The organism is Flavobacterium sp. KH_035, from assembly GCF_057839565.1.
On record NZ_CM174492.1, the window covers coordinates 3,288,712 to 3,307,420 of the forward strand.

Genomic DNA, 18,709 nt, shown 5'->3' on the forward strand with positions numbered 1-18,709 from the left:
CTGGATTTGTTGATAAAAAAACTCCTAAACAGAAATTTTCAATAAATTTAGTTTTGTGAGTGTCTTTTTCGGATTCGCATATTGATAAATTCGACTGCAAGTGAAAACGAAATGGCAAAGTACAAATATCCTTTAGGGACAGCGCCAATATGCTCGCCCGCAAGCGCTGCATTCGATAAATGCATACTTTCTGTAATCAGCATAAAGCCAATCAGAATCAAAAACGAAAGCCCTAATATTTGTATGGACGGGTTTTTATTGACAAAATTGCCAACCGGAACTGCAAATAGCATCATAACCAGTACCGAAATAATAACTGCGGTAATCATGATCGTTAAAGCGCCATGAACTCCATTTGTCATACCAACAGCTGTTAAAATGGAGTCGACCGAAAAGATTAAATCGATCAACAGAATCTGCACAATAACGTTTGAGAATGATTTTTTAGCAACGGCTTTAAGCGTTTTTTCTTCTTCGGTGTGATGATCTACCTTTTCACTGATTTCTTTGGTACTCTTATAAATAAGAAACAATCCACCCAGAAATAAAATTACAGCCTGGCCGGTAAAATCTCCTTCAAACCAGCCCCAGTGGATACTGAAAAGAGTCGCTTTCATAGCAATCAGATACGAAATTCCCATCAACAGGGCGATACGCATAAACATTGCCAGAAACAGACCAATTCGGGTAGCTCGCTTTCGATCTTCCTCAGGTAACTTTCCCGTAACGATCGATATGAAAATAATATTATCGATTCCCAATACAATTTCCAGAAAAGTCAATGTTAGTAAGGCGATCCATGCGTCAGGATTTAGAAATACTTCCATACTAAAAGTGTTTTAAAACATTTAATAGATTATTTACTCAACTCTTACAACTGTTCCGCGTTGTTTTTGGTCAGAACCTACCATTCCAAATTCAAAAGTATAAGAATCTTTAGAAGTAGTTAGAATTTTCATGCTGATGGCTTTTTCTTCAGCCATATTTTTGGGATGTTTCTTCTGCAAAATGTATTCGCAATCACTTACCCAGCGTACTGTTGAAGTATCTGTTTTGCCTTCAAAAGTTTCGATTTCGATACCGTCTTTACGTTCAAAAACAGTGGTTTTTTTGACACCATTTACTTCGAATTCAAATTTAAATTTTCCGTTTTTAAAATCTTTGCAGTTGTGTTCTGCATTATAACAGGAGAATAAAGTGATTAAGGGTAATAGGAATATGATTTTTTTCATTTTTAAATTTTAATTATTCTTTAGACGATAAAAGATGAGACTTCCATTCATAGAAGATTAATCATCACTCGAAAGTTTTTTCAATTCATCATCCGTAAAGTTCTTTATTTCTTTTTCTTTAGCAAACTTTTCGGCATTGTAATTTCCAGATTTATTTTTCGGAATGGATAAACTGTCCCAGTCACCTTTTTTTAGCTGTTTAGCATAAAAAACAATCTGCCCGATATGATAAGGATAATGTGCCAGTTGTCGATTGATGGCTTCAATAACTGTATGCCCTTCGTTACGGATATAAATGATATTTGAAAGCTGTTCGGGTTGCAAGCTGTTCAAAGCATTCAGAAAACATTCCCAGCCTTTATTCCAGTTCATCATAACTTCTTCTTTGGACTGCAGGTCATTTTCAAATTCCGAATCACGATTGCGCCATTCTTTTTCGCCATCAGAAGTCAGAAAATCTGTCCAGCGCGAAAGCATATTGCCTGAAAGATGTTTGATAATGGTGGCAATGCTGTTGGTATCTTCATTTAGGGTGACAAAAAGCTGTTCAGGCTCTAATTGTGCGATCGCTTTTTCGCCCAGCATTTTATAGTACAAAAACTGTTTTTTAACGCTTTCTAAATAGGAATCAGTTGCTTTCATAATGATACATTTGGTTTAGCAGAAATAGAATTTTATTTTTTGGCACGAATTTCCGAATGACATTAATTCCTTATCGTAAAAATTATTCTGGAATTCGCGACAGAAAACTATACAATTTTAATATCATATTTGTCTAATAACCCAGTAATTCCCTGGGTTGAAAATTGAGCTTTTCGCATTGGATTAAACTCCGGGTCAATTTTATAATTGTAAGCGGTTCTGAAATCGGTACTTGCCAGTTGTGTATCGTTAAAAATAGCACCTTCAAGATTACAATTGTCAAATAAAGAACTGGTCAGATTGCATCCAATAAAAGTCACTTCCCGCAAAGAGGAGTTGATGAATTTAGTTTTAGGCATTTTTTTGTTCGAAAAAGCAGCATAATCTAACGTACTATCTTCAAAATAAACCTGAAACAAAAAATCATCACATTCGTTAAAAGCAATTCCCAGAAGTTTGCAATTTTTGAAAGTAACATTTTTTAGACTGGTACTAAACAGGCTTGTCATTGATAAATTGCAATCAATAAACTCACAGTCTAAAAAGGTATTGTAAGCAAAATTGCTGTTCGAGAAATCACAATTCTTAAAAATACAATCTTCAAACTCCCGATTGTTTATTTTCTTATCAATATAAGCGACTTTTTCGAAGGTTTTCTGAATGTGAATTAGACTTTCCATACAATTATATTGAATATTTTTTTGCAGATTAGTAGTTGAATTTTGGTTACAACTATTTAGATTTAATGATAAGCAATATTGCTTTAGTCATTAAACAAACCTTTCATAATGATTTTCAATCCGTAAAAGATCAAAAACATGGCGCTTAAACAAGCTACAATTCCAATGCCCAGAACAAGATAGTGCCAGTTGGTATGCTGATTCATAAAAGAATTATAAATTAACGATGGTCCAATAAACAATAAAGGCAATGAACCCGATAAATATTTAATTCCTTTTCCCAGTAATTCTTTATTTGTTGCCATTTTTTTTGTTTCAGGTTTTTGACAGTTTCAAGTTTGAGGTTTCAAGTTCAGAAATTTACGATCAGAAGGTCATGATTATTTTACATCTCACATTTCACATCTCACTATAAATATTTCACAAAAAAACTCACATTAAAGATTATAATTGTCAACAGCGTTTCTAACACTGCCATATTTTTTTAATAATTCACTGGCTTCTTCGTAGGAAACAGGAATTTCTCCCATAATCATTTTTACACCACGATCTACCAGTTTTACATTACTCAATTGCATATCGACCATTTTGTTGCCTTTTACTTTTCCAAGCTGAATCATTGCGGCAGTCGAAATCATGTTAAGTACTAATTTTTGAGCTGTTCCGGCTTTCATTCGAGAGCTTCCTGTGACAAATTCCGGCCCTACAACCACCTCAATTGGAAATTGAGCTGTAAGTGCCAATGGGCTTCCTGCATTGTTGGTGATACAGCCCGTAAGGATGTTATTTTGATTACAACTTTCTAAACCACCTATAACATAAGGTGTAGTTCCTGAAGCTGCAATACCAATCACAACATCATTTTTACCAATATTATTGGCCTGCAAATCAATCCAGGCCTGTGTGGCGTTATCTTCGGCATTTTCTACAGCACGGCGAATGGCAGTGTCACCACCGGCAATAATTCCGTTTACTAAATCGAAAGGAACACCAAAAGTAGGAGGGCATTCTGAAGCATCGACAACACCTAAACGTCCCGATGTTCCAGCTCCGATATAAAATAAGCGGCCTCCCAATTTCAATTTGGAAACCACTTGTGTTATTAAAATTTCAATTTGCGGGATCGCTTTTTCGACTGCATCCGGAACAGTTTTGTCTTCCTGATTGATGTTAACCAAAAGTTCATGAACCGACATTTCTTCTAAATGTTCGTATTTTGAGGCCTGTTCTGTAGTTTTTGTAAAGGTCATTTTTTCATGTTAATTGAACTGGGTCAAAATTAATCTTTTTTATTGCAATCCCGAAATTTAGAACGTAAACTCACAAAGATTTAAAATCCTAACGGATGTAATTTTTGATGAAACGATTGCTTTATTGAACTTCAATTGCAACAACTAAAATATTATATTTGTTAAATAATTAAAAAATTAGAATGGATATAATTAGCTTTTTAACGAGTATTGCAAAAATATCAGTTTTTGTTTCATTATTACTGGCATTCTTTTTACTCACTGTAAAAACAAAAAACAAATTGGCAAACGGATTATTTGCTTTCTATTTGATATTTTTTGCCATTGACAATAGCGGGATGTTTATTGACGATGAATTTATTAAAGCTCATTTTAATTTAGAATTTTTCAGATGGACGGTTTGTTCACTAGTATTACCTTTTTTTTATCTGTATGTCTTATCAGTTTGTTTTGCAGATTTTCGATTAAAAGCAAAGCATTTATTGCATACAACTCCATTTGTACTCCTAAATGTATTTTATCTGTTCAGACTTTACTTTTTAACGAATGAAGCTAAAATAGTGTTCTATAAACACCGTGATCAAACGCCTGAAATGTCTTCTTTGTTTCTTATCCTGGCCTTGCAAATTGTATTTTATAGTATTGGAGTATTTTTTGTTTTAAAAAAATACAAAGCAATATACCAGGAAAATTATACGAATCCGAGAAGTTCTATTTTTAAATGGTTACTCCAAATATCTTCTATATTTTTTGTTTTGTATTACTTATGTATCGCTAAGAATGCTTTAAGATACATTGACTATGATTCGTTATGGATTTGGACGAACGTCATGTTACAGTTGATGGTTTTAGTAATAACCTGTTGGTTTGTGCTAAAAGCCCTGAATCATCCGGAACTTTTTCGTGGGATAGATTCCAAATTGCAACTGGCAAAAGATATTCTTCCTAAAGAAAATGAAAACAATATTGAGGTAAAAGAACATCAAAATGAAATGATTGCAGACCAAATTTCGACCTTGAAACTGTATATGGAACAAAAGGAACCTTTTCTTGATCCGTCGCTTACGATTCAGGAGCTTTCCAACCAAATTAATATTCCGGTTCGCGATTTATCGGTTTTGATTAACCATCATATCGATCAGCACTTTTTTGATTTTGTAAATGAGTATCGCATTCAAAAAGCAATGAATATATTGAAAGATCAGTCCAAGAGTCAGCTTACGGTACTGGAAATTTTGTATGAAGTAGGTTTTAACTCGAAATCTTCTTTTAATACCTCCTTTAAAAAATATACTAATTTAACGCCAACAGCTTATCGGAATGCCTCATAATAAAGAGGTTGCATAAAGTACTACTTTGTGTTGAAAAAAGTCGAACTCATTTCTTCTGAGAAAATGAGTTCGACTTTTTTTTGTCGGTCGAATTCTCAAAATTTCCAGGGCAACTTTGCTTCAAATTAATCGAACAAGTTTAAAACCAGAAATTATGAAAAAATTATGCTTCCTTATTATTCTATTACTGCCGGTGTTTGTTTTGGCACAAACTACAGCAAAATTAAAAGGAAAAATAGCCAGCGAAACAACTGCATTAGAATGGGTAGATGTTTCTGTATTTAATTCAGAAGGAAAAATTATAGAAGGGACCACAAGTAAGCAAGACGGTTCTTTTGAAATTAGTCTAAAAGAAGGTTCTTATAAAATTGGAATAAGTCTTTTGGGATTTGTAGACTACGAAAAACAGATTACGATTGAAAAAGATATCGATTTAAAGACTATAGTTTTGAAAGAGAACACCACTCAACTTGGCGAGGTTGTGATCAAAACTCAAAAAAGTACTATCGAGCAAAAAACGGACCGCTTGGTTTATAATCTTGAAAACAATGTAACGACGGTTGGTGGTGATGCTTTGAGCGCCATCAATACGGCACCGGGTGTTGTAGTACAAAAAGATGTGATTAATATTTTAGGGAAAGGCGCTTCCCGCGTGATGATCGACGGACGTATCGTTGAATTAACCGGTGAGGAACTAAACAATTACTTAAAATCGATCTCGGCAGCAGATATCAAAAATATCGAGATTATCAGCACTCCTCCGGCAAGATATGAAGCCGAAGGAACAGGAGGGCTTATTAATATTATACTGAAAAAAGGTGCCCGAAACTCCTGGAAAAACACAACTACTACATCTTACGATCAAAATAAGTACGGGGCTCTGACCTTGAGAGATAATTTCTTTTATAACAAAAATAAGTTTCGATTCTCGGCCAGTATTAATGGAAAAACAGGACATAAATATGCCGATGAATTTCTGGACATGTATTTTCCTGACGGACTTTCTGAAATGATTATTAAAACAAAATTTAAGGATCAGAATTTATCCGGAAAACTTGCCTTAGACTATGACTTCTCAGATCGTATTACAGTTGGTTTTCAGTTTTTAAACGATAGAAGTAACCCGGATTTTAATTCGGATATCAGAATCAATAATTACAATACTAAAAACGAACTGGACAATTTTATACTGAACAATAGTTTTGTGGATAAGCAATCCGGTAATCAGACGTATCACGGGCATTTGATTACAAAACTGGATTCTTTGAACAGAAAGCTGTCCTTTGATGTAGATTACTTTAATTATGATTCCAAATTTGACAGAAGTTCTATTGCTAATAATTACAGACCGGACAACACCTTCATCGGTATCAATCAGTCTGCCAGAAATATTTCGAATCAGGATATTGATAACTGGAGTTTCAAGGCAGATATGGAGCATCCGCTTGATGCATTTAACTTGTCATACGGTGCAAAAATGAGTTTTACAAACAGCAAAAGTTATATACTTTATTACGATACAATTACAGGGGTACCGGTACTGGATCCTAACCAATCCAACCGATTTAAATATACAGAGAACAATCAGGCGGTTTACATTAACGGAGAAAAAAAAATCAACGAGAAGTGGAATTTTCAACTTGGATTACGACTTGAAAACACCAAAACAAACGGTTTTTCGGAGACTTTAAACGAAGAAACAAAAAATAACTATCTGAGGTTATTTCCGACGGTTTATGTTTCGTACAAGAAAAATGAAAACAATAATTTCAGTTTGAATTACGGAAAAAGAATCAGCAGGCCTCAGTTTGATCTGATGAATCCGTTTCGTAACTACATTAACAGTAACAGTTATTCAGAGGGGAATCCGTTTTTAAGGCCTTCGTTTAGTGATAATTTCGAATTTACTCATTCGTACAAAGGAGTCTTGAGAACCAGTGTTTTCTTAAATATTATCAATGATGGTTATGGTGTGATTTTTACTTCAATTCCGGAAACCAGCACACAGATTGTAACTAGAGAAAATTATTTTAAGGATCTAAAATATGGAGTAGGAGAAAGTTATTCGGCCAATTTTGCAGAGTGGTGGCAAAGTGAAAACACGTTGTATTTTTTAGGATCAAAAACAAAGTTTATAAAAGATATTCATGCCACGCCATCCAATAGTTTAGAAGTTAATTTTTCAACTAACAATACATTCTCATTGGGCAAAACGAGTAAACTTCAAATTGATTTTAACTATAATACACCTTCTAAAAGTGGTTTGTACAAAACAGGATATATGTCGAGTTTTGATATTGGATTTAAGCAGGAATTGTTAGGTAAATCAATGCAAATTGCTTTTTTTGCCAATGATATTTTTAATACTTCTTATTTAAAAGATCTTGTTTCGGTTGTAAATGGTGTAAAGCAAGTGTATAGTCAGAATTTCTCGAACCGATTTTTGCGTTTGTCCGTTATTTATAATTTCGGAAATAAAAAGATAAACGTAAAGCAACGTGATTTCGGAAATCAGGAAGAGAAAAACAGAACTGGGAATTAGGTTTATAATGTGAGATGTGAGATGTAAAAAGTGAGATGTGAGAAGCAGAGAAGAAAGTTTTCTGCTTCCCGGGTTTCCAAACTACAATATAAAGGCCAAAAGAACTCCAAGAACAATCATAGATACTTTGGCAACATTAAATTTATGTCCTTCGCTGCTTTCGAAAATAATGGTTGATGAAATGTGAAATAAGATTCCGATTACGATGGCAGTAATCTCCGTGTAATATTTGCTTAAAATAGGCAGATATTCAGAGGCAACGGTTCCTAGTGGTGTCATTACTGCAAAAGTCAGCATGAAGGCGAAAATGGCCTTTTTATTCAGGTCGGCATTGATAAAAAAAGTAGTTAAAATTACGGCGATTGGCAGATGATGAATTGCAATTCCGAGCGCCAGACCATGATGATGACTTACCGGAAAACCTTCCAAAAAAGCATGAATACACAAACTGGTAAACAACAGCCAAGGGATCTGCGACATCTTAGCATGTCCGTGAACATGTCCGTGTTCAGCTCCTTTAGAGAAAAATTCAAGTATGATTTGGAATAAGATTCCAATCATGATAAAGATTCCAATATTGGTATTGTGTGTTTCGTAAACTTCCGGCAACAAATGCATTACAGTTAATGACAATAAAAATGAACCGCTAAAAGCAAGCAATAGCTTTAGATTGGTTTTGCTTTTTGGTTTTAAAAACAAAGCCACCATATAACCTAAAAGTACAGAAAATAAGGGTAGTAAATAATTCATTTTTTATTGTTTAATCGTTGATTTGTTTAATCGTTTAATTGTTTAGCGATCAAATGGTTAAACAATTAAACGATTCCCTAATTTTATTTAAAAATCATGATTAATCGTTCGCTTTCGGTTTTGTGGAATTTTTTGAGTCTGTAATCGCCAAAAATATCCAACAGGAAAATACCGGCTTCGGCCATTAGTTCTTCAAAATCTTTTAAAGTTAAGGCTTTTACTTTTTCTGTGAAATGGTACTTTTTCCCCTGATCCTCAAAATCTATTTCTTTAAAAATATGTCCGTCTTCAACATATCTTTTGATTTTGAAATCAATCCCGTCTACATTTTTTACTTCTTCCGGTACCAATGTTTCGATAACCTGAGTAACATTCATAAAATCTATTACTGCAAAACCATATTCAGATAAACTTTCTTTAATGGCTTTAAGTGTTGTCAAATTGTCGTCGTCACTTTCAAAATATCCAAAACTGGTGAATAAATTAAAAATGGCATCAAATTTTTCTTCAAAAGGTTCACGCATATCGTGCACCTTAAAATGTAGTGTTTCGTTACTGTTTTTATTGGCTTCGGTGATACTGTTTTCAGACAGATCGGCTCCTAAAACATTAAAGCCCAGTTGATTTAAATAGATCGAATGACGCCCTTTTCCACAAGCTAAATCCAAAACTTTTGCTTTTTCCGGAAGATTCAGATAATGGGTCAGATTGTCCATGAAAATTTGGGCTTCGCGATAATTTCGGTCTTTATAAAGGATATGATAATATGGAGTATCAAACCATGAAGTAAACCAATTTTCGGTATTACGTTCCTGATTTGGTGAGGATGAGTTTGCTGCTTCAGACATTTATTCTATTTCAATTAATTCAAAGTCCCGCAAATTTAGTGTATTTTTGCCGAAAAATAACTATTTCGCAACGATACCTCACGAATCATTGCAGAGATGCAGCAGGTGTACAGGGATGCAGATGCAGAGATGAACAGCAGTGCATTTGAAATAATTCAAAAATAAAGATGGAAGAAAATTTTAGAATGATAGCCAAATGTTTTTTTGGTTTTGAAGAAATATTAGAGAATGAATTACGTGCTCTTGGTGCTCAGGATGTTGAAAAAGGAGTGCGAATGGTAAGCTTTAAGGGAGATAAAGGTTTTATGTATAAAGCTAATTTATCGCTTCGTACAGCGCTTAAAGTTTTAAAACCTATTTATTCGTTCAGAGCTAATAACGAACAGGCATTGTATAAGGGAATTTCGGGTGTAAACTGGTCAAAACTATTAAATGCCAATCAGACTTTTGTGATTGATGCGACTGTACATTCGACTTATTTTAACCACTCTGAATTTGTTTCTCAAAAATGTAAAGACGCTATTGTGGATCAGTTTAGAGAAAGAACCGGACAGCGTCCGAGTATTGATAAAGCTTTTCCTGATTTAAGAATCAATATTCATATCGATAAAGATCAGGTTTCAGTGGCATTGGATACTTCCGGAAATTCATTGCATCAGCGTGGCTATAGAACAGCAACGAATATTGCGCCAATCAATGAGGTTTTGGCAGCAGGAATATTGTTATTGTCAGGATGGGAAGGGCAAAGTCACTTTTTGGATCCAATGTGTGGTTCCGGAACTTTTTTGGCCGAAGCTGCTATGATTGCCTGCAATATTCCGGCAAATATTAATCGTAAAGAATTTGCATTTGAAAAATGGAAAGACTGGGATAATGATCTTTTTGATCAAATTGTAAATAGTCTGATGAAGAAAACAAAGGAGTTTCATTATACGATAAAAGGTTTTGATAAGGCACCAAGTGCTGTAAATAAAGCCAAAGACAATATCAGAAATGCGAATTTGGAGGATTATGTTACGGTAGAAGAAAATAACTTTTTTGATACAGAAAAAGCAGTAGAAGGAAAATTACACATGGTTTTTAATCCGCCTTATGATGAGCGTTTAGATATTCATATGGAAGAATTCTATAAAAATATAGGAGATACTCTAAAGAAAAGCTATCCGGGAACAAACGCCTGGTTTATTACTGCAAATCTGGAAGCTCTGAAATTTGTAGGTCTAAAACCATCCCGCAAAATTAAACTTTTCAATGCAAGTCTTGAAGCACGTTTGGTAAAATACGAAATGTACGAAGGAAGTAAGAGAACGAAATTTCAAGTCTAAGGTTCTAAGAGTCTAAGTTTCTAAGGGACTAAGAGATTTGGATTGTGAAATTTAGTTTATAATAATTTTTGATTTAATATTGAGGATCTAAAAGAAATCTAAGTAACTTAGAATCTTGGGACTTCAAAAAAAACAATGATAATTTAAGGTTTTAAATAACGGTATGTATTAAGGTAAAAGCCTTAGAATCTTAGTATCTCAGAACCTTAGCAACTTTAAAAAAAATGACAAAACTACAAATAAGAGCTTTTTTATATCAATTAGGATGTTTCGCAATACTATTTATTTTAGGGAGATTTTTGGTAGCTTCTTATACTGGATTAACCGGATTTTGGATTCCAATGACTGCTTTTATTGGGGCCACTTTAATTTCGCCTAAATTTCAGTCGGTAAAAACCAAAGACGGCGAAAAGCTTTTCATGAAATGGATTTTTATAAAAGGAATTAGAGAAATTGGATAATTAATTGATTTTTATATGAGGATAATTGGACTTATAGGCGGAATTAGCTGGGTTTCTACAGCAGATTATTATAAACTTATAAACGAGGGAATAAATGATAAACTGGGAGGGCTTAATTTCTCGGAGTGTCTGATCTACTCTTTCAATTATGCTGATATTAAAAAGAATAACGATGCCAATGACTGGGATTCAACTTTTAATATGCTTTTAAAAGGATGTCAGTTTCTTAAGCAGGGCGGGGCAGAAGCTATTGTTTTATGCGCTAATACAATGCATTTGATTGCAGAGAGGCTTGAGAAGGCAATTGACATACCGATTATTCATATTGCAACTGCAACTGCAGTGGAAATCCAGAAGAAGGAAGTTAAAAAAGTGGGGTTACTGGGAACCAAGTTTACTATGGAACTCGATTTTTTTAAAGATAAATTGGCTCAAAACGGAATCGAAACTATTATTCCGAAGAATGACGATGATCGGGATTTCATGCATACCACAATTTTTGAAGAGTTAGGAAGAGGTTTGGTAAGTGAGGTAACTAAAAAACGATATTTGGAAATTGCTAATCAATTGATTGAAGAGGGAGCTGAGGGGATTATTTTAGGCTGTACCGAAATTCCTTTAGTGATAAAGCCCGAAGATGTCTCTGTTCCGGTTTTTGATACCACTTTAATCCATTCGATGGCCGCCGTTGCATTTCAATTGTCATAAAATAAAAAAATCCAAATTCTAATAATTTATTGGAATTTGGATTTTTTAATAATTGAAGGTTTATTATTTTCTAATAGTTTCCTTTTTTATTAGTTCAGGAATGATTGTCTTTTTCTTGTAAAGTGGAATAAAGTAAGAAACGGTATAGTTAAACCCGATTCCGAAACTACCATCGTAGGTTCTGTTAAAGCCCGGAATGTAAAGATTGTCAAAGCCCGAAGGTTTTTGGTTGGCGACTAAAAGTTTTAGCTGAACTCCAAAACCGACAAATACATTATTAAAAACTTTTGCTTTTACTCCCATTGCAACTTCAAGCCAACCTGCTGTTAGACCATTGTATTTTTCACCGGAGACAATCGCCGGCTGTTCTCCCCAATACGGATTTGGGTTGTAAATCTTATAGGTGTTTAATTGTTGACTAAAGGTACTGAAGCCACCTCGCAGACCTATTGTAATTAAATTTTCCATGTCCAGCCAGTTTTGATACAAATTGTAGTCAAAACCTCCTTTGACATAAGTTCCGGTTGTTGTAGAATTTAATCGGTCGTCGTCTGTGGTTTTGTCTTCAAAACCAAGTTCAGCAGCCAGGTAGTATTTTTTTGTTAGACGAAAATCACCCGTAACCTCAATACCCTTGTAGTTCTTATCGTACAATCCACGTGTTAATTTGTACAAATCAACTCCTACGCGAAGTCCATAACGATCCGTTTTGATACTATCAAGTTTGGTTTCCTTAACAGCTGGTTTGGCTGCTTGTGACTTCGGATTTGTTTTAACGGCTTCTTTTGTTACTGTTGCGGTTGATGTTTCCTGAGAATGACCCAAAAACATTGAAAACAATAAGCAAATACTAAAAATATATCTCAACATGTGTCTCATTTTCAAGTTCAACATTAAGCTTTTTTACAAAAATCTGCTTGATCCATAATATGTCATTTCCGGAATCAGCTAATGAGAAAGGTTGTAATTGATCAAGTGTAAAGGTGGTTTTAAAGCCGCAAGCTCTTGATACATACACATTTTGATGGGTATAATAAAAAGTTAAAACGTCTGTGTTTTTTGTCGCAGGATTAGTACTTAAAGAGTTGTAAACAAAACGATAAGTTGTAGTATTCTGATCTGTTCTTAAGGGGATCGAAACAGTGTTTGAATTGGTTACATATCTTGCCGGATTCGTTTCGTCTGTTATGCTTTTATTAAAAACAATTCCTTTGTTCTCTCCCTCTGCTCCTCCAATTACCATCAGATCTTTTACATTTTGTTTTAGAGTAGGTTCGGCGTCGCTATAGAATGTAATTACTAATCTTGGAGTAGTAGGAGTATTGGCGTCGCAAATGTCGTCTTTCTCACAACTGGACAGACCAAAAGTAAAGATTAATAAAAGAGAGATTATTTTTTTCATTTAAGTTTTATTATCGAAGTTCTAAAAGTACAACATTTTCGACATGATGCGTTTGCGGAAACATATCAACAGGTCTAACGCGGGTTACCTTGTATTTTTCATCCATTAAAGCCAAATCACGTGCCTGAGTTGCTGAATTACAACTTACATAAACTACTTTTTCAGGAGCAATCTTCAAAATTTGATCAATAACCGCGGCGTGCATTCCATCTCTTGGTGGATCTGTGATAATAACATCCGGTTTTCCGTGCTGAGCAATGAAAGCTTCGTTGAAAACAACTTTCATATCACCTACAAAAAACTCACAATTGGTAATATTATTGCGTTCTGCATTGGCTTTAGCATCTAAAATTGCTTCAGGGACACTTTCGACACCAATTACTTTTTTTGCTTTTTTAGAAACAAACTGTGCAATAGTTCCAGTTCCGGTATACAAATCATAAACCGTTTCGTTACCAGTAAGTCCGGCAAAATCACGGGTTATTTTGTATAATTCATAAGCCTGATCTGAATTGGTCTGGTAGAAAGATTTAGCATTGATGCTGAATTTTAAACCTTCCATTTCTTCCAGTATATAATCTCTTCCTTTGTACAATTTAATATCCTGATCGTAAATCGTATCGTTTTGTTTGGCGTTTACTACATATTGCAATGAAGTAATCTGCGGAAACTTTTTGTAAAGATGATCTAAAATCAATTCACGGTTTTTAGGATCGTTTTCAAAAAACTGAATCAAAACCATGATTTCACCAGTAGAAGCTGTACGAATCATTACTGTTCTCAGTAAACCGGAATGTTCTCTCGGATTAAAGAAGGCCAGATTATGATCGTTTGCAAAAGCCCTGATTTCATTTCTGATGGCATTTGAAGGATCTTCCTGTAAATGACATTTTTGAATGTCCAGAATTTTGTCCCACATTTTCGGAATATGAAATCCTAAGGCATTTCGGTTTCCTAGGTCTTCTGTACTTTCAATTTCCTTTTCGGTTAGCCAACGGCTGTTAGAAAATGAAAATTCCATCTTGTTTCTGTAGAAAAACTGTTTTTCAGAACCTAAGATGTCTTCGAATTCAGGAAGTTCTACTTTCCCTATGCGCTGCAAATGATTTTTTACTTCGTTTTGTTTGTAATACAGCTGTTGACTGTATTTCATATTTTGCCATTTACATCCTCCACAAACCCCAAAATGATCGCAGATTGGCTCAATACGATGTTCTGATAATTCGTGAAATTTTACGGCTTTGCCTTCATAATAGGCTTTTCTTTTCTTAAAGGTTTGTACGTCTACTACATCGCCAGGAACGACATTCGGAATAAAGATTACTTTTCCGTCAGGAGCCTTTGCTACTGATACTCCTTTTGCTCCTGCATCAAGAACCTGAATTTGATGAAAGACAACTTTGTCTGTATTTTTTCTTCCCATAGCGCAAAAATAAGGGTTTGTAAACTTTTATAAATTTAATTTTTAAAATATTTTATCAAATTCCCTAATTTAGTCGTTTAATCGAGTTTAAAAGTTAACTTTGTTTATAACAATCACCCTGAATACTGCATTTTTAACCTATTAGTATTGTTGTCTTTTATGAAGTTGTATCATAGTCTGTCACAAATTGGCTTTTTGAAGAAAAGTTACGCTTTCAAATTTTTGTTTGTTGCTTTTATCGGTATTCATATTCCCCTGATTGGAATCTTGTTTTATGTATTGTATTACAATCACAGTGTTTCGGCTACTTCTATTTTGATTTTCTCTCTGGTTATGACTTTGTTGGCAACATTGTTGACGCTGTTGGTTTTAAATCACTTAATTAAGCCTATTTCGATAGCTTCGAAAGCCTTGGACGATTACAGAAATAATAGAAGGCTGTCTATTTTGCCTACAGAATATAGCGATGAAGCAGGTTTGTTGTTGTGTAACATTCAGGAATCTATTTATGAATCAGAAAGTTTTATCAATGAAAAACAAGATTTGATCTATATGCTTTCGCATGATTTGAAAAATTTTGCCGGAAATCCGCAGGGACTGGCAAGGCTGATTATTAGCGAAAACCCATCAGAATCTGTTCGTCAATTGGCAGAATTGATTTGTGAATCGACTAATCTGCAATTTCGATACATTGAAAATTTTATTAAATTATTACAGGAACAGGATAGGGTGGTGAAAGGGAATTTAGAGATGAGAATGGTTTCTTTTCCTAATATCTTACCTTTTATAAACGAACAGGTTGAACAGCGTTTGATCGATAAGAACATCAAATTAAGTTTGAGCTTAGAGATGGTTGAGGCAAAGTTAAGAATTGACGAAGGCTTGTTGGTTCAGGTTTTGGTGAATTTGATTAGCAATGCCGTTAAATTTTCTTATTTTGACAGTGAAGTTAAAGTTCGAATTTATACGGAAGATGGAAGATTTATCGTAACGGTTAAAGATAACGGAATTGGTTTTGATAAAACTCAGATTGATGAACTCTTTAAGAAATTTACAAAAATGAGCCGACTGGGTACTGCCAACGAATCTTCGACAGGAATTGGTTTGTATCTGTGTAAAAAAATAATTGAGAAGAATAAAGGAAAGCTTACGGCTTCCAGTGATGGCAAAAATAAAGGAGCTGAATTTAGAATCGAGTTTGAATTGTAGTTTTCCTAATTTAGAATTGATTATGAAGTTTTGAATTGCTGAGATTCAAAAGACTTTAAAATCTCAGCAATTCAGATTTTTAGTCAAATAAATCAGAAGATAAATAACGATCACCGCGATCACAAATTACCGCAACAATAACTCCTGATTCCAGTTGTTCAGCAATTTTTAATGCTACAGCTACAGATCCCCCGCTGCTCATACCGGCAAAAACGCCTTCTTCAAGAGCAAGTCTTTTGGTCATTTCTCTGGCTTCAGTTTCACTTACATCAACAACGGTATCTACTTTTGAGGCGTCAAAAATTTTCGGTAAATATTCCTGAGGCCATTTTCGAATTCCAGGGATCTGAGATCCGTCACTGGGCTGGGCGCCGATGATTTGAATGTTTTTGTTTTTTTCTTTTAAGTAAGTCGAAGTTCCTATGATAGTTCCTGTGGTTCCCATAGCCGAAACAAAATGGGTTACCGTTCCGTCAGTATCATTCCAGATTTCAGGACCAGTGGTTTTGTAATGCGCTTTCCAGTTGTCTTCATTTGCAAACTGATTTAGCATCAAATAACCGCCTTTGGCAACTTTTTTGTCGGCGTAGTCCCTTGAGCCGATAATTCCTTCGCTAGCTGGCGTTAAAATAACTGTAGCGCCATAAGCGCGCATGGTTTGGGTTCGTTCTTTTGTAGAATCTTCAGGCAGCACCAATTCAATTTCGATTTGAAACAATTGTGCAATCATGGCCAGAGCAATTCCGGTATTTCCGCTGGTGGCCTCAATTAGCTTGTCGCCTTTTTTAATATCGCCTCTTTCGACAGCGGATGCAATCATGTTATATGCCGCTCTGTCTTTTACGCTACCTCCGGGATTATTCCCTTCAAGTTTCAGTAAAAGTTTTACGTTTTTATTTTTAACCAAATTGACAGTTTCCATCAAAGGAGTGTTTCCAATTAGGTTTAGCAATTTCTGTGGACTCATTTTTATTTTTTTTCTTTTATTTTGACTTCAGTTGTAGTGGTATTTAAAACGATCGAATCTTCAGGAATCGACTTGGTAATCCATGCATTTCCACCTACAATGCTGTTTTTTCCAATTGTAGTTTCGCCTCCTAGAATAGTAGCATTGGCATAAATGCATACATTTGCTTCTACAGTGGGGTGTCTTTTGGCGTTTTTCATTTCCTTGCTTACGCTCAAGGCTCCTAAAGTAACACCCTGGTAAATCTTTACATGTTTTTTAATCACGGTAGTTTCACCAATCACAATTCCGGTAGCGTGATCAATAAAAAAAGGAGAGGCAATATCGGCTCCGGCATGAATGTCGGTTCCGGTAATTCGATGTGCGTACTCGCTCATTAATCGCGAAAAAAGCAATAAGTCCAAAAGATACAATTCATGACTTAAACGGTAAATAGCAATGGCATAGAATCCGGGATACCCCAGGTATACTTCGTCAATGCTATTAGATGCAGGGTCATTTTCAAGGATGTATTCTGCATCGTGATTTAGCTTTTCTAAAACCCCTGGTAATTTCTCCAGAAAACGATCCCAAATGGATTCACAGAGATTTTTAGATTTTTTACACGCCAGAACAGCAATTTCCTTAAAACGAATTTCCAATTCTTTGATGCTTTCATCTAAAGCTGCATTTGAATCAAAAAGGGTATAAAATAGCTTTTCGGTAAAATCTTCTGTTTTGGTTTTGATGCCGTAATTTATGTTTGAATGACTTTTTAAAGCTTTTATGTTTTGTATGATAATGTCTTTTGTCACAGTGGTGAAATTGAATGGATAATAAGAAAGGCTAAAAGTAAGGTGTTTTTTGTAAATAAAGGCAGGAATTCTATAAAGAAATTTTCTTTTGAGTACTGTATTTGTGATAAATAAAAGAAATGCAAATGGTTGTGTTTTATGTAATTCTTAAGGAGTTAAATGTGTAAATTAGCGTGTAAAAAATATAAAAATGAAAAATAATTCGACTTTTAAAAGCGCTATTTCTGATATTTCCTTTCCTGAAACCGATAAAATTTACGGAAAATCGATACACGATCCCATATTAGGATTGATTATTAAAGATCATCCTTCTTTTAGTGACGAGGATTGTATTGCAGTAAAAGAATTGAATGAATACCGTCAGAGGTATATTTCAAACTATTTGTCAACCGAAATTGGTGCGCTTTCCGATCTTGAAAAAAATGTTATTTCTTCGCTAAAAGAAGATAAATCGATTGTTAGTACAGTTGAAGATGAAACAGAAACCAGGAATTTTGGGCAAAGAGTCGCCGATCAGGTGGCAGATTTTGGAGGAAGTTGGACATTTATAATTTCGTTTTTGTTTTTCATTGTGGTTTGGATTGGTGCGAATGTTTACATTTTGGTGAACAAAGGTTTTGATCCGTATCCGTTTATTTTGTTGAATTTGATTTTGTCGTGCATTGCTGCATTGCAGGCTCCGGTCATAATGATGAGTCAGAATCGTCAGGAAGAGAAGGATCGAAATCGTGCTAAAAAAGATTATATGATCAATCTGAAATCGGAACTGGAGATTAGAATGATTCATGATAAAATAGATCATTTGATTATGCATCAGCAACAGGAATTAATCGAAATTCAAAAAGTTCAAATCGAAATGATGAACGATATTTTGAATCAGATTAAAAAATAAGTCTTACAAAAACAGCAAACATTGAAGCGATTCAAAATTAAGAAGGATGAGTTTTTATGTATAAAAGCACGGAGTGTTTTAGATAATTGAATCTGGTTTTTTTGACAAAAGGAAGCTTTAGTTTTTGAAAATAAAAAGGGTAGTACAATGAATGAAATGCACTTTGGGTACTGCTGAAAATCAGTGTAAAAAAAAAGTAGGAATAAAGTAGTTTTTAAATTCCTTAAAATGTACTTGTAAATAGGGTATGTTT

20 protein-coding genes are annotated in these 18,709 nt (G+C 34.5%); 7 read left to right on the plus strand and 13 right to left on the minus strand.

Annotation, left to right across the window (positions count from 1 at the left end):
- Nucleotides 1-47: 47 nt before the first annotated feature.
- From AC3IS6_RS13480 to murQ, 6 genes are all read right to left on the minus strand, one after another.
- Entirely contained in the window at nucleotides 48-827 is a 780-nt protein-coding gene (locus AC3IS6_RS13480; RefSeq protein WP_489160048.1) for a TerC family protein, read from the minus strand.
- Between the two features lie 33 nt (nucleotides 828-860).
- Entirely contained in the window at nucleotides 861-1,232 is a 372-nt protein-coding gene (locus tag AC3IS6_RS13485) for a DNA topoisomerase IV (protein WP_489160050.1), read from the minus strand.
- Nucleotides 1,233-1,289: 57 nt separating this feature from the next.
- A complete protein-coding gene (locus tag AC3IS6_RS13490) occupies nucleotides 1,290-1,874 on the minus strand; it encodes a DUF1572 domain-containing protein (protein ID WP_489160052.1) in 585 nt (194 codons plus the stop codon).
- 107 nt (nucleotides 1,875-1,981) lie between these two features.
- Nucleotides 1,982-2,554: a pentapeptide repeat-containing protein gene (locus tag AC3IS6_RS13495; protein ID WP_489160053.1), complete on the minus strand. Its 573-nt coding sequence runs from the start codon at nucleotides 2,552-2,554 to the stop codon at nucleotides 1,982-1,984.
- Between the two features lie 83 nt (nucleotides 2,555-2,637).
- Entirely contained in the window at nucleotides 2,638-2,859 is a 222-nt protein-coding gene (locus AC3IS6_RS13500) for a DUF6095 family protein (RefSeq protein WP_489160055.1), read from the minus strand.
- Between the two features lie 132 nt (nucleotides 2,860-2,991).
- Nucleotides 2,992-3,804, minus strand: coding sequence for an N-acetylmuramic acid 6-phosphate etherase (gene murQ / locus AC3IS6_RS13505; RefSeq protein WP_489160057.1), 813 nt, complete (start codon nucleotides 3,802-3,804; stop codon nucleotides 2,992-2,994).
- Between the two features lie 182 nt (nucleotides 3,805-3,986).
- Between murQ and AC3IS6_RS13510 the strand changes: the two genes are divergently transcribed.
- Entirely contained in the window at nucleotides 3,987-5,135 is a 1,149-nt protein-coding gene (locus tag AC3IS6_RS13510) for a helix-turn-helix domain-containing protein (RefSeq protein ID WP_489160059.1), read from the plus strand.
- A 154-nt stretch (nucleotides 5,136-5,289) separates the two neighbouring features.
- Nucleotides 5,290-7,677, plus strand: a complete 2,388-nt coding sequence (locus tag AC3IS6_RS13515) for a TonB-dependent receptor domain-containing protein (RefSeq protein ID WP_489160060.1) — start codon at nucleotides 5,290-5,292, stop codon at nucleotides 7,675-7,677.
- Between the two features lie 81 nt (nucleotides 7,678-7,758).
- Here the strand turns inward: AC3IS6_RS13515 and AC3IS6_RS13520 are convergent, their stop codons facing one another.
- Nucleotides 7,759-8,427, minus strand: coding sequence for a ZIP family metal transporter (locus AC3IS6_RS13520; RefSeq protein ID WP_489160062.1), 669 nt, complete (start codon nucleotides 8,425-8,427; stop codon nucleotides 7,759-7,761).
- An 83-nt stretch (nucleotides 8,428-8,510) separates the two neighbouring features.
- Entirely contained in the window at nucleotides 8,511-9,275 is a 765-nt protein-coding gene (locus tag AC3IS6_RS13525) for a class I SAM-dependent methyltransferase (RefSeq protein WP_489160064.1), read from the minus strand.
- Between the two features lie 167 nt (nucleotides 9,276-9,442).
- Between AC3IS6_RS13525 and AC3IS6_RS13530 the strand changes: the two genes are divergently transcribed.
- From AC3IS6_RS13530 to AC3IS6_RS13540, 3 genes are all read left to right on the plus strand, one after another.
- Nucleotides 9,443-10,600 carry a THUMP domain-containing class I SAM-dependent RNA methyltransferase gene (locus AC3IS6_RS13530; protein ID WP_489160065.1) on the plus strand — a complete coding sequence of 386 codons (1,158 nt, stop codon included), beginning with the start codon at nucleotides 9,443-9,445 and terminating at the stop codon, nucleotides 10,598-10,600.
- A gap of 224 nt (nucleotides 10,601-10,824) precedes the next feature.
- Nucleotides 10,825-11,061, plus strand: coding sequence for a hypothetical protein (locus tag AC3IS6_RS13535; protein WP_489160067.1), 237 nt, complete (start codon nucleotides 10,825-10,827; stop codon nucleotides 11,059-11,061).
- Between the two features lie 15 nt (nucleotides 11,062-11,076).
- The gene (locus tag AC3IS6_RS13540; protein ID WP_489160069.1) at nucleotides 11,077-11,769 is read left to right on the plus strand and encodes an aspartate/glutamate racemase family protein; all 693 of its coding nucleotides are present in this window, start codon (nucleotides 11,077-11,079) and stop codon (nucleotides 11,767-11,769) included.
- Nucleotides 11,770-11,832: 63 nt separating this feature from the next.
- Here the strand turns inward: AC3IS6_RS13540 and AC3IS6_RS13545 are convergent, their stop codons facing one another.
- The 3 genes from AC3IS6_RS13545 to rlmD are packed head-to-tail and all read right to left on the minus strand — an operon-like array spanning nucleotide 11,833 to nucleotide 14,594.
- Complete coding sequence (locus AC3IS6_RS13545) at nucleotides 11,833-12,648, minus strand: DUF6048 family protein (RefSeq protein WP_489160071.1); 816 nt, start codon at nucleotides 12,646-12,648, stop codon at nucleotides 11,833-11,835.
- Nucleotides 12,620-13,171 carry a DUF6452 family protein gene (locus AC3IS6_RS13550; protein WP_489160072.1) on the minus strand — a complete coding sequence of 184 codons (552 nt, stop codon included), beginning with the start codon at nucleotides 13,169-13,171 and terminating at the stop codon, nucleotides 12,620-12,622. The genes AC3IS6_RS13545 and AC3IS6_RS13550 overlap by 29 nt, the downstream gene beginning before the upstream one ends.
- Before the next feature lie 10 nt (nucleotides 13,172-13,181).
- Nucleotides 13,182-14,594, minus strand: a complete 1,413-nt coding sequence (rlmD, locus tag AC3IS6_RS13555; protein ID WP_489160074.1) for a 23S rRNA (uracil(1939)-C(5))-methyltransferase RlmD — start codon at nucleotides 14,592-14,594, stop codon at nucleotides 13,182-13,184.
- 195 nt (nucleotides 14,595-14,789) lie between these two features.
- On the opposite strand from rlmD, the gene AC3IS6_RS13560 reads away from it, so the two are divergent.
- Entirely contained in the window at nucleotides 14,790-15,803 is a 1,014-nt protein-coding gene (locus tag AC3IS6_RS13560; protein WP_489160075.1) for a sensor histidine kinase, read from the plus strand.
- 79 nt (nucleotides 15,804-15,882) lie between these two features.
- Here AC3IS6_RS13560 and cysM read toward each other — a convergent pair whose 3' ends face one another.
- The gene (gene cysM, locus AC3IS6_RS13565) at nucleotides 15,883-16,770 is read right to left on the minus strand and encodes a cysteine synthase CysM (RefSeq protein ID WP_489160077.1); all 888 of its coding nucleotides are present in this window, start codon (nucleotides 16,768-16,770) and stop codon (nucleotides 15,883-15,885) included.
- Nucleotides 16,771-16,772: 2 nt separating this feature from the next.
- Nucleotides 16,773-17,564: a serine O-acetyltransferase gene (locus AC3IS6_RS13570; protein ID WP_489160079.1), complete on the minus strand. Its 792-nt coding sequence runs from the start codon at nucleotides 17,562-17,564 to the stop codon at nucleotides 16,773-16,775.
- Nucleotides 17,565-17,754: 190 nt separating this feature from the next.
- Between AC3IS6_RS13570 and AC3IS6_RS13575 the strand changes: the two genes are divergently transcribed.
- Nucleotides 17,755-18,456 (plus strand): DUF1003 domain-containing protein, encoded by a 702-nt coding sequence (locus AC3IS6_RS13575; RefSeq protein WP_173966742.1) that lies wholly within the window; start codon nucleotides 17,755-17,757, stop codon nucleotides 18,454-18,456.
- Nucleotides 18,457-18,709: the final 253 nt, after the last annotated feature.

Excerpts from the sequence above, each read along its gene's own strand:
- AC3IS6_RS13480 (WP_489160048.1), bottom strand. The coding sequence starts at position 827 with ATGGAAGTATTTCTAAATCCTGACGCATGGATCGCCTTACTAACATTG.
- AC3IS6_RS13485 (WP_489160050.1), bottom strand. The coding sequence starts at position 1,232 with ATGAAAAAAATCATATTCCTATTACCCTTAATCACTTTATTCTCCTGT.
- AC3IS6_RS13490 (WP_489160052.1), bottom strand. The coding sequence starts at position 1,874 with ATGAAAGCAACTGATTCCTATTTAGAAAGCGTTAAAAAACAGTTTTTG.
- AC3IS6_RS13495 (WP_489160053.1), bottom strand. The coding sequence starts at position 2,554 with ATGGAAAGTCTAATTCACATTCAGAAAACCTTCGAAAAAGTCGCTTAT.
- AC3IS6_RS13500 (WP_489160055.1), bottom strand. The coding sequence starts at position 2,859 with ATGGCAACAAATAAAGAATTACTGGGAAAAGGAATTAAATATTTATCG.
- murQ (WP_489160057.1), bottom strand. The coding sequence starts at position 3,804 with ATGACCTTTACAAAAACTACAGAACAGGCCTCAAAATACGAACATTTA.
- AC3IS6_RS13510 (WP_489160059.1), top strand. The coding sequence starts at position 3,987 with ATGGATATAATTAGCTTTTTAACGAGTATTGCAAAAATATCAGTTTTT.
- AC3IS6_RS13515 (WP_489160060.1), top strand. The coding sequence starts at position 5,290 with ATGAAAAAATTATGCTTCCTTATTATTCTATTACTGCCGGTGTTTGTT.
- AC3IS6_RS13520 (WP_489160062.1), bottom strand. The coding sequence starts at position 8,427 with ATGAATTATTTACTACCCTTATTTTCTGTACTTTTAGGTTATATGGTG.
- AC3IS6_RS13525 (WP_489160064.1), bottom strand. The coding sequence starts at position 9,275 with ATGTCTGAAGCAGCAAACTCATCCTCACCAAATCAGGAACGTAATACC.
- AC3IS6_RS13530 (WP_489160065.1), top strand. The coding sequence starts at position 9,443 with ATGGAAGAAAATTTTAGAATGATAGCCAAATGTTTTTTTGGTTTTGAA.
- AC3IS6_RS13535 (WP_489160067.1), top strand. The coding sequence starts at position 10,825 with ATGACAAAACTACAAATAAGAGCTTTTTTATATCAATTAGGATGTTTC.
- AC3IS6_RS13540 (WP_489160069.1), top strand. The coding sequence starts at position 11,077 with ATGAGGATAATTGGACTTATAGGCGGAATTAGCTGGGTTTCTACAGCA.
- AC3IS6_RS13545 (WP_489160071.1), bottom strand. The coding sequence starts at position 12,648 with ATGAGACACATGTTGAGATATATTTTTAGTATTTGCTTATTGTTTTCA.
- AC3IS6_RS13550 (WP_489160072.1), bottom strand. The coding sequence starts at position 13,171 with ATGAAAAAAATAATCTCTCTTTTATTAATCTTTACTTTTGGTCTGTCC.
- rlmD (WP_489160074.1), bottom strand. The coding sequence starts at position 14,594 with ATGGGAAGAAAAAATACAGACAAAGTTGTCTTTCATCAAATTCAGGTT.
- cysM (WP_489160077.1), bottom strand. The coding sequence starts at position 16,770 with ATGAGTCCACAGAAATTGCTAAACCTAATTGGAAACACTCCTTTGATG.
- AC3IS6_RS13575 (WP_173966742.1), top strand. The coding sequence starts at position 17,755 with ATGAAAAATAATTCGACTTTTAAAAGCGCTATTTCTGATATTTCCTTT.